The sequence below is a fragment of the Saccharopolyspora sp. genome (assembly GCF_017434145.1).
GTDB lineage: Bacteria > Actinomycetota > Actinomycetes > Mycobacteriales > Pseudonocardiaceae > Saccharopolyspora_C > Saccharopolyspora_C galaxeae.
In genome coordinates, this window is sequence record NZ_JAFRFW010000818.1 from 1 (window position 1) to 8164 (window position 8164).

The 8164-nt window shown below is 71.5% G+C and carries 10 protein-coding genes and 1 pseudogene; 3 read left to right on the forward strand and 8 right to left on the reverse strand.

Features of this window, described 5'->3' with window-relative positions; genetic code table 11:
- The 8 genes and pseudogenes from IJH84_RS22110 to IJH84_RS22145 all read right to left on the reverse strand — a co-directional run.
- A pseudogene (locus tag IJH84_RS22110) lies at window positions 1-180 on the reverse strand (beta-xylosidase); the annotation flags it as partial.
- Between the two features lie 173 nt (window positions 181-353).
- Window positions 354-794, reverse strand: coding sequence for a type II 3-dehydroquinate dehydratase (gene aroQ, locus IJH84_RS22115; protein WP_295148499.1), 441 nt, complete (start codon window positions 792-794; stop codon window positions 354-356).
- Window positions 791-1903 carry a 3-dehydroquinate synthase gene (aroB, locus tag IJH84_RS22120; RefSeq protein WP_200069808.1) on the reverse strand — a complete coding sequence of 371 codons (1113 nt, stop codon included), beginning with the start codon at window positions 1901-1903 and terminating at the stop codon, window positions 791-793. Before aroB ends, aroQ begins: the two co-directional genes overlap by 4 nt.
- Before the next feature lie 67 nt (window positions 1904-1970).
- Window positions 1971-2534, reverse strand: a complete 564-nt coding sequence (locus IJH84_RS22125; protein ID WP_200069809.1) for a shikimate kinase — start codon at window positions 2532-2534, stop codon at window positions 1971-1973.
- A complete protein-coding gene (gene aroC, locus IJH84_RS22130; protein WP_295148507.1) occupies window positions 2534-3739 on the reverse strand; it encodes a chorismate synthase in 1206 nt (401 codons plus the stop codon). Before aroC ends, IJH84_RS22125 begins: the two co-directional genes overlap by 1 nt.
- Window positions 3740-3792: 53 nt before the next feature.
- A complete protein-coding gene (locus tag IJH84_RS22135) occupies window positions 3793-4443 on the reverse strand; it encodes a prepilin peptidase (RefSeq protein ID WP_295148512.1) in 651 nt (216 codons plus the stop codon).
- A gap of 182 nt (window positions 4444-4625) precedes the next feature.
- Window positions 4626-5087 (reverse strand): PTS glucose transporter subunit IIA, encoded by a 462-nt coding sequence (locus tag IJH84_RS22140; RefSeq protein WP_200069811.1) that lies wholly within the window; start codon window positions 5085-5087, stop codon window positions 4626-4628.
- Window positions 5084-5320, reverse strand: a complete 237-nt coding sequence (locus IJH84_RS22145) for a glucose PTS transporter subunit EIIB (RefSeq protein ID WP_200069812.1) — start codon at window positions 5318-5320, stop codon at window positions 5084-5086. Before IJH84_RS22145 ends, IJH84_RS22140 begins: the two co-directional genes overlap by 4 nt.
- Window positions 5321-5589: 269 nt before the next feature.
- On the opposite strand from IJH84_RS22145, the gene IJH84_RS22150 reads away from it, so the two are divergent.
- From IJH84_RS22150 to IJH84_RS22160, 3 genes are read left to right on the forward strand one after another with little or no spacing between them, the layout of a single operon-like run.
- Window positions 5590-6477 (forward strand): GntR family transcriptional regulator, encoded by an 888-nt coding sequence (locus IJH84_RS22150; RefSeq protein ID WP_200069813.1) that lies wholly within the window; start codon window positions 5590-5592, stop codon window positions 6475-6477.
- Window positions 6474-7775 carry a PTS transporter subunit EIIC gene (locus IJH84_RS22155; protein ID WP_295148518.1) on the forward strand — a complete coding sequence of 434 codons (1302 nt, stop codon included), beginning with the start codon at window positions 6474-6476 and terminating at the stop codon, window positions 7773-7775. The genes IJH84_RS22150 and IJH84_RS22155 overlap by 4 nt, the downstream gene beginning before the upstream one ends.
- Window positions 7776-7829: 54 nt before the next feature.
- The gene (locus tag IJH84_RS22160) at window positions 7830-8099 is read left to right on the forward strand and encodes an HPr family phosphocarrier protein (protein WP_200069815.1); all 270 of its coding nucleotides are present in this window, start codon (window positions 7830-7832) and stop codon (window positions 8097-8099) included.
- The last annotated feature ends 65 nt before the right edge of the window (window positions 8100-8164 follow it).

Here is an 8164-nt window from a genome sequence, read left to right on the forward strand (position 1 = left end):
CACGGTCGGGCCGTAGTCGTACGGCGCGGCGGAGCCGCCGGAGGCCACCACCGACTCGCTCCGCCACTGCTCCGCGACGTGCAAGCGGGTCGTGGTGGGCGCCGGTTCGGCAGGTGATCCGGGTGCGGGCCGCAACGAGGACGCGGGGGCTGTGGCGCAGGCGGTGCTCAGCGCGAGCACCGCGGCCAGGGGTAACCACCTGCCGGCGGACTCGGACCGACGGGAGCGTGGCGACATGCCCGGCGAAGACCTTCCCCTCGGTTCCCCGAAACGCTCGGGGACGGTCCTTGCGGACAGGACCCGCGATCAGTCTAGCGGGACGCGGGCAGCGGTTCGCCGTGTTCGCCCGGAGCTCACGCCTCGGCGGTGTTCTCCTCGGCGAGCCAACGCAGTGCCAGCAGGTATCCGCGCACGCCCAGCCCGACGATGACGCCGGTGGCGATGTCCGACAGGTAGCTGTGCGCGCGGAACGGCTCCCGCTTGTGCACGTTGGAAATGTGCACCTCCAGCAGCGAGGCCGTGAGCTGCGCAGCGGCGTCCCGCACCGCGATCGAGTAGTGCGTCCACGCGCCCGCGTTGAGCACCACCGGGGCGCCGAGGTCGGCGGCCTCGTGCAGCCAGCCGACCATCTCGCCTTCATGATCGGTCTGCCGGACCTCCGCCTCGATGCCGAGTTCGCGGCCGGTCCGCTCGCACATCGAAACCAGGTCCGCGTAGGTGGTGGCGCCGTAGACCGATGGCTCCCGCGAACCGAGCCGGCCCAGGTTGGGGCCGTTGAGCACCAGCACCTTCACAGGAACACCGCCGAACCCGCCTGCTTGCGCTCCTCACCGGTCAGCGCCGAATAGGCCGCCGCGACCAGCGACGGGTCCGGGCCCTCCAACCGGCCAGGACGGGCCAGGCCGTCGAGCACGACGAACCGCAGCACGCCGGAGCGGGTCTTCTTGTCGACCTGCATCGCTTCCAGCAGCTGGCTCAGCGCGTCCGGGTCGTAGGAGGTGGGCAGGTTCAGCAGCGCCAGGACCCGCTTGTGCCGGTCGGCGGTCTCGTCGTCGAGCCGACCGGCCAGCCGGGCGAGTTCGGCTGCGAAGACCAGGCCCACGCTGACCGCGGCGCCGTGCCGCCAGCGGTAGCGCTCCCGCCGTTCGATGGCGTGCGCCAAGGTGTGCCCGTAGTTGAGCACTTCGCGCTGGTGGGACTCGCGCAGGTCGGCGGAGACCACGTCCGCCTTCACCTGGATCGCCCGGCGGATCAGCTCTCCGAGGACCTCGCCGGCGGGGTCGACCGCCGCTTCGGGGTCCTGCTCGATCAGCTCCAGGATCCGCGGGTCGGCGATGAAGCCGCACTTGACGATCTCGGCCATGCCCGCGACCAGTTCGTTGCTCGGCAGGCTCTCCAGCGTGGCCAGGTCGACCAGCACCGCCATCGGCTCGTGGAACAGGCCGACCAGGTTCTTGCCCGCCTCGGTGTTGATGCCGGTCTTGCCGCCGACCGCCGCGTCGACCATGCCCAGCAGCGTCGTCGGCACGTGCAGCACCCGGACGCCGCGCATCCAGGTCGCCGCGATGAACCCGGCCACGTCGGTGACCGCGCCGCCGCCGAAGGACACCACCACGCCGCCGCGGTCCATGCCGATCTTGCCCAGGACCTCCCAGCAGAACCCGGCCACCGCGAGGCTCTTGCCCTCCTCGGCATCCGGGACCTCCACGCGGTGCGCGTCGATGCCGTCGGCGGCCAGCTCCTCGCGCACAGATTCCACGGTGTTGGTGATGCTGGGCTGGTGCACCAGCGCCACCACCGACGTACCGTGCAGCAGTTCGACCAGGTCACCGAGCAGACCGCGGCCGAGCACCACGTCGTAGGGCCGCTCGGATTCGACCCTGATCCGCGCCGGTTCGGGCATCGTCTCCACTCATCCCCTGTTCATGATTCGGCCGGGGCGACGAACGCCCCGGAACGCCTAGGGGCGATTATTCACGTTCGATCCGCGCCCGTGGGGCTGGGCTCGCGGGATCCGACCCGCGGGCCGCGGCGAGCTGTTCGTCGACGAGTTCGGCCAGCCGCCACGGCTCGATGCCGTCGGTGGGCTGCTCGACGAGAGCCACCTCCCGGTACAGCGGCAGGCGGGCTTCCAGCAGCGCCTTGAACATCGCGCGCGGGTTCACCCCGACCAGCAGCGGCCGGGAACCCGCGGCCAGACCCGCGCGACGGGCGCCTTCGGCCAGCCCGACCGACAGGAAAACCACCGGATGCCCGGCGAGCAGCTCGCGGGTGCGGTCGGACAGCACCGCACCGCCCCCGAGGGACAGCACGCCGTCGTGCGCGCCGACCGCGGCGGCCACCGCCCGCTCCTCCAGCTCGCGGAAGGCGTCCTCGCCGTCCGCGGTGAAGATCTCGGGAATCGGCTTGCCCGCCAGCTCCACGATGTCGTCGTCGACGTCCCGGAACGGCACGCCGAAACGTTCGGCGAGCAGTTTGCCCACGGTCGTCTTGCCCGATCCGGGCGGGCCGACCACCACTGCGCGGGGCGGCATCAGCGCACCTGCCGCTTCTCGGCGCGCTCGGCCAGCGCCGCCAAGTACCCCTCGGCATTGCGGCGGGTCTCCGGCAGCGAGTCACCACCGAACTTCTCCAGCACCGCCTCGGCCAGCACCAGGGCGACCATCGTCTCGGCGACCACGGCCGCTCGCGGCACCGCGGTGATGTCGGAGCGCTGGTGCATCGCCTGCGCCGGCTCACCGGTGGCCACGTCGACGGTCGCCAGCGCGCGCGGCAGGCTGGAGATGGGCTTCTTCGCCGCCCGCACCACCAGCGGCTCGCCGTTGGTGATGCCGCCTTCGAGCCCGCCTGCGCGGTTGCTGCCGCGGCTGACCCAGCGAGCCCCCTCGGCCGGGTAGATCTCGTCGTGCGCCGCGCTGCCGCGCCGCGCCGCGTTCGCGAACGCCTCCCCGATCTCCACCCCCTTGATCGCCTGGATGCTCATCAACGCCGCGGACAGCCGGGCGTCCAGCTTGCGGTCCCAATGCACGTGCGAGCCGATGCCCGCGGGCAGGCCGTAGGCGATGACCTCCACGACGCCGCCGAGCGTGTCGCCGTCGGCCTTGGCCGCGTCGACCTCGGCCATCATCTTCTCGGTGGCCTCATCGCCGAAGGCACGCACCGGGTTGTGGTCGATCGCGTCCAGGTCGTCCGGACCGGGCATGGCCTCGCCCGCCACGCTGACCGAGCCGAGGCTGACCACGTGGCTGACGATCTCGACCCCGAGCAGCTGGCGCAGGAACCGCCGCGCGACGGTGCCGACCGCTACCCGGGACGCGGTCTCCCGGGCGCTGGCCCGCTCCAGCACCGGGCGGGACTCGTCGAAGCCGTACTTCTGCATTCCCGCCAGATCGGCGTGGCCGGGCCGGGGCCGGGTGAGCGGCTCGTTGCGAGCCAGCGAGGACAGCACGTCCTCGTCCACCGGGTCCGCGGCCATCATCTGCTCCCACTTGGGCCACTCGGTGTTGGCGATGCGGATGGCCACCGGGCCGCCCTGGGTGCGGCCGTGCCGGACGCCGCCGATGATCTCCAGCTCGTCCGCCTCGAAGTTCATCCGCGGGCTGCGGCCGAAGCCGAGCTTGCGCCGCTCCAGCTCGGCGGCGATGTCGGCGGTGGTCACCTCCACTCCGGCGACCATTCCCTCCAGCACCGCGACCAGGGCGGGGCCGTGCGATTCTCCGGCAGTCATCCAGCGCATCACACCGCAAATCCTGCCACGCCGCGGCTGCCCGGGGGTTTCGCGGGTGCAGCGGCTCAACCACCTCCGACCGGCGCGGATGGAACCGGCCCCACCGCCGTGACCAGCCACGCAGGCAGCAGCATGGCCGGGCCGTGCGGGGCCGCAGCGCCGCCGGATCTTCGGAGGTGCAGCAGCGTGAGCACGGCGCTGGCCAACATCGACAGCGGCACCGCGAGCAGCGCGACGGCGCCGACGGCGGCGCCGAGCGCCCCGGACAGCTTCACGTCTCCCGGCCCGAGGGACGCCGGTGCGATCAGCCGGACCAGCAGGTAGACGCCCGCGAACAAGCCCGCTCCCAGCAAAGCAGCGCCGATCGACACCGGGGAGCCGGATGCGCACGACGCGACCCCGATCGCCGCGAACAGCGCTGGATACGCAGGCAGCGTCAGGGCGTCCGGCAGCCGCGAGGCGAGCAGATCGCAGGCCACGAGCAACACACCGCCCCAGGCCAGCAGCAACGGCACCGGCGCCCACCACACCGGTAAGGCACCGGCGGCGGTGCGGGCGGCCACCAGCGCCCACAGCACCGCGACCGCCGTCTCGCAGCTCCATGGCGGCGGGCGCACTCCGCGGCGCAGCCGACTCAGCACGGCCCCGCCGAGCCGTCCAACCGCGGCGCCCGAGGCACCGCCCAACACCATCGCGAGCACGGTCATCGTTTCCATGCACCCAGCGTGGCGTTCGAACACGTGCAGTCATCGGAGAACACGCCTCGGCGTGTCGGCTCGCCCCGCAGTGCGACTCCGACCGCATCCGGAAAAGCGCCCAGCCCAGCGCAGTTACCAGGAAAAACGGGCTCCTCACCGCTGGACCGGGAGGAACCCGAGCTCCGCTGCAGCAGCGAAAATCAGGCGTGGCCGTCGATGGTGAACAACTGATCGCCGGCAGCGACCTGACCGTCCTCGCGGAGATCACCGAGAGCGTCCGGCGCCACGTCCAGCGCGACCACCGGGCACACCGACGAGAAGCCCTTCCCTTCGACCGCAGCCGGGTCCCACGAGACCATGCGCTGCCCCGCGGCCACCTGGTCGCCCTTGGCCACGTGCAGCTCGAATCCCTCGCCCTTGAGCTGCACCGTGTCGATGCCCAGGTGCACCAGGACCGCGGTGCCGCCCGCCGAAGCGACCACGAAGGCGTGCGGGTGCAGCGTGGCGACCGTCCCGGCGATCGGCGCGACCGCGTCCGCGGCTTCGGCCGTCGGCTTCACCGCGACGCCAGGACCGACCATGGCCTGCGAGAACACCGGGTCCGGCACGTCCGACAGCGCCGCGGCCAGCCCCGCGACCGGGCTTGCGACCTCGATGCTCACAACAGGTCCTCGATGTCCTCGGCGAGGCTGTCGGCCTCCGGGCCGACCACGACCTGCACGACCTCGCCCTGGCGCAGCACCCCGTGCGCGCCCGCGGCTTTCAACGCCGCCTCGTCGACCTGTGCCTCGTCGTGGACCTTGCAGCGCAGGCGCGTAATGCACGGATCGATCTCCACCACGTTTCCCCCGCCGCCCAGCGCGGCCAGGATCGCGGCGGCCTTGTCGTCGGCCACCCCGTGCTCCCTTCGTCCTCCAGAGGCCCACCCCTGGCGCTACTCACCCGGAGAGGATCTCGCACTCGGTCGATCTTGCGTCACCGAATGTCAATGCGGCAACGAAAACGAGCCCACCTTGACACCCGTCCGCGTGGCGCTCCATTCTTCCGCATCAACTGGTTTAGACCGGACAGTACCAACCACCGCGGTCCGCGCGGCGCTTCCGGCCGGACCAGCGGGCCGACCGCCCGGCGAGCCGGGGAACACCCGGACCAAGGAGATCCGTAGTGCCGCAGCGCACCGCCCAGCGCAGCACACCGCGCGCGCTGACCGACGGGCCGACGCCGAAGCACGCCCAACTGCGGGAGATCCTGCGCGAGCTCGCCACCGAGCACCTCGGTCCCGGCGCGGCGCTGCCCTCCGAGCGGGAGCTGACCGCGCGCTACGAAGTGTCCCGACTGACCGTGCGCGAAGCGATCGGCCAGCTGGTCAGCGAAGGCGTGCTGGTCCGGGTGCGCGGCAAGGGCACGTTCACCAGCCGCGTCGACTCCCGGCTGCACCTGGCGTCGTTCACCGACGACATGCGCAACCGCGGAATGCGGCCGGAGACGGTGCTGCTCGACCACGCCGAAGACCCGCCCCCGCCGGACACCGCGCGATCGCTGCGGCTGCTCCCGGACGAACCGGCCTACTGGCTGTTCCGGCTGCGCAAAGCCGATGGCGTGCCGCTCGCCGTGGAACGCGGCTGGTACCACCCGCAGGCCACGCCGGACCTGCTCGAGCAGGACCTGACGGGATCGCTGTACTCGCTGCTGGAACGGCACTACGGTGTGCGGCTCGAACAGGCGATGCAGACCGTGCTCGCCGAAGGGGCCGATGCGGACAACGCCCGCCTGCTGAACGTGCGCCCCGGCAGCCCGCTGCTGGTGTTCCGCCGGGTGAGCACCGCCCGCGGCAAGCCCGTCGAGGACATGACCTCCTGGTATCGAGGAGACGCGTACCAGGTGACGATGCCGGTGCGGCCGCAAGAGCCGGTGCTTTCCCAGGACCCGGTCCGCTCGCGAGATCGGGACCGCTGCCGAGAACGAGTGCTTTCCCAAGACCCGGCGCTGTGCCATGAATCAGCGCGACAGGCCGGAGCGCCCGGCCACCCATCGGAGGAGGTAGCCCCATGACCGTCGGCTCGGGAGGCGGCAGCTCGAGCAAGGGTTTCGCGCTGCTGCAACGGCTCGGCCGCAGCCTCATGCTGCCCATCGCGGTGCTGCCCGCCGCCGCGCTGCTGCAGCGGCTCGGGCAGGAGGACCTGCTGGGCAGCGTCCCGGGCGTGCAGGCCGTCGCCGGCGTGATCGGCGCGGCGGGCGGTGCGCTGTTCGACAACCTGCCGCTGCTGTTCGCGATCGGTGTGGCGATCGGCTTCGCGCGCAAAGCGGACGGTTCGACGGCGCTGTCGGCCGCCGTCGGCTACCTGGTGCTTTCCGGGGTGATGTGGGAGATCACCGGCCAGGAGGACGGCACCACCTTCAACAAGGGCCCGTACGGCGTGCTCGGCGGCATCATCGCCGGTCTCGTGGCGGCGTGGCTGTGGCAGCGCTACCACCGCATCAAGCTGCCGGAATACCTGGGCTTCTTCGGCGGGCGGCGGTTCGTGCCGATCGTGACCGCGGTGTCCATGCTGGTGATCGGCGCGGTGCTGGGCCTGGTGTTCCCGCTGTTCGACGCGGGGCTGACCGCGTTCAGCGACCTGGTCACCACGAACGCGGTCATCGGCGGCGGGATCTACGGCGTGGCCAACCGGTTGCTGCTGCCGTTCGGGCTGCACCACATCCTGAACAACGTCGTGTGGTTCCTGTTCGGCGACTACCACGGCGAGAAGGGCGACATCGCCAGGTTCTTCGAGGGCGACCCGACCGCGGGCACGTTCCAGACCGGCTTCTTCCCGATCTTCATGTTCGCGCTGCCCGCCGCGGCGCTGGCGATCTGGCGCAGCGCCCCTCCCGCGCAGCGCAAGACCGTCGGCGGGGTGATGCTCTCGGTGGGGCTGACGTCGTTCCTGACCGGTATCACCGAGCCGTTGGAGTTCTCGTTCATCTTCGTGGCGTGGCCGCTGCTGCTGGTCCACGCGGTGCTCACCGGCAGCTCGCACGCGCTGGTGAACTGGCTGGACATCCACTCCGGGTTCGGGTTCTCGGCCGGAGCGATCGACTACGTGCTGAACTTCGGCATCGCGCAGCGTTCGCTGTGGCTGATCCCGATCGGGCTGGGCTACGCGGTGATCTACTACTTCGTGTTCCGGTTCGTGATCACCAAGTGGAACCTGCGCACGCCCGGCCGCGAAGACAGCGCCGAAGGCGGCGGGCTGCTCGACGAGAGCCAGCAGTCCCAAGCCTCCGGCGGGTCCGGCACGGCCGGGCAGGGCACGGGCACCGGCACGAGCACGGACACCGGTACAACGGGAAGCAGCGGCAAGCCTTGACGCACCGAACCCGCGCACGTCGTTTCCATCCCGCAACGCACGAAAGGGAATCCCATGCCTGAGCGACGGGTCACCGTGGCCAGCAAGGTCGGTCTGCACGCGCGTCCAGCCGCACTGGTCGCCAAGGCCGCCGCGGCCCAGACGGTGCAGATCAGCATCCGCAAGGCCGACACCGAGCCGGTGCAGGCAGGCAGCATCCTCGGGCTGATGACCTTGGGCGCCGACCACGGCGACGAAGTCGTGCTCGCCGCCGACGGGGACGGCGCGGACGCCGCGCTGGACCACCTGGCCGAGCTGGTCAGCTCCGACCTCGACGGCCAGTGATCCGGTAGGTGAGCGGGCCGCGCGACAGGCGACGATGGGCGCGCGGCCCGGCACCGGGATCCCGA